Raw genomic sequence first — 333 nt, forward strand, 5'->3', positions numbered from 1 at the left:
GAAGTGGCTAAACGCGGCGGACTGTAAATCCGCTCCCTACGGGTTCGGCAGTTCGAATCTGCCCCCCTCCACCATTTAGGGGTATAGTTTAAAGGTAGAACAGAGGTCTCCAAAACCTCCGGTGTGGGTTCGAGTCCTACTACCCCTGCCATATAAAATTATAATGTAATGTGGCGGTTGTGGCGAAGTGGTTAACGCACCGGATTGTGATTCCGGCATTCGTGGGTTCAATTCCCATCAGCCGCCCTTTTTTTAATGGGCTATAGCCAAGCGGTAAGGCAACGGATTTTGATTCCGTCATTCCCTGGTTCGATCCCAGGTAGCCCAGCCATT

At 51.1% G+C, this 333-nt stretch carries 3 tRNA genes; all 3 read left to right on the plus strand.

What is annotated here, in order from left to right:
- Positions 1-77 precede the first annotated feature (77 nt).
- The 3 genes from FN960_RS21095 to FN960_RS21105 all read left to right on the plus strand — a co-directional run bounded on the left by FN960_RS21095 (position 78) and on the right by FN960_RS21105 (position 331).
- A tRNA-Trp gene (locus FN960_RS21095) sits at positions 78-151 on the plus strand.
- 22 nt (positions 152-173) lie between these two features.
- A tRNA-His gene (locus FN960_RS21100) sits at positions 174-246 on the plus strand.
- A gap of 10 nt (positions 247-256) precedes the next feature.
- Positions 257-331 (plus strand) — tRNA-Gln (locus FN960_RS21105).
- Positions 332-333 lie beyond the last annotated feature (2 nt).

The organism is Alkalicoccobacillus porphyridii (assembly GCF_007293315.1).
Taxonomy (GTDB): domain Bacteria; phylum Bacillota; class Bacilli; order Bacillales; family Bacillaceae_D; genus Alkalicoccobacillus; species Alkalicoccobacillus porphyridii.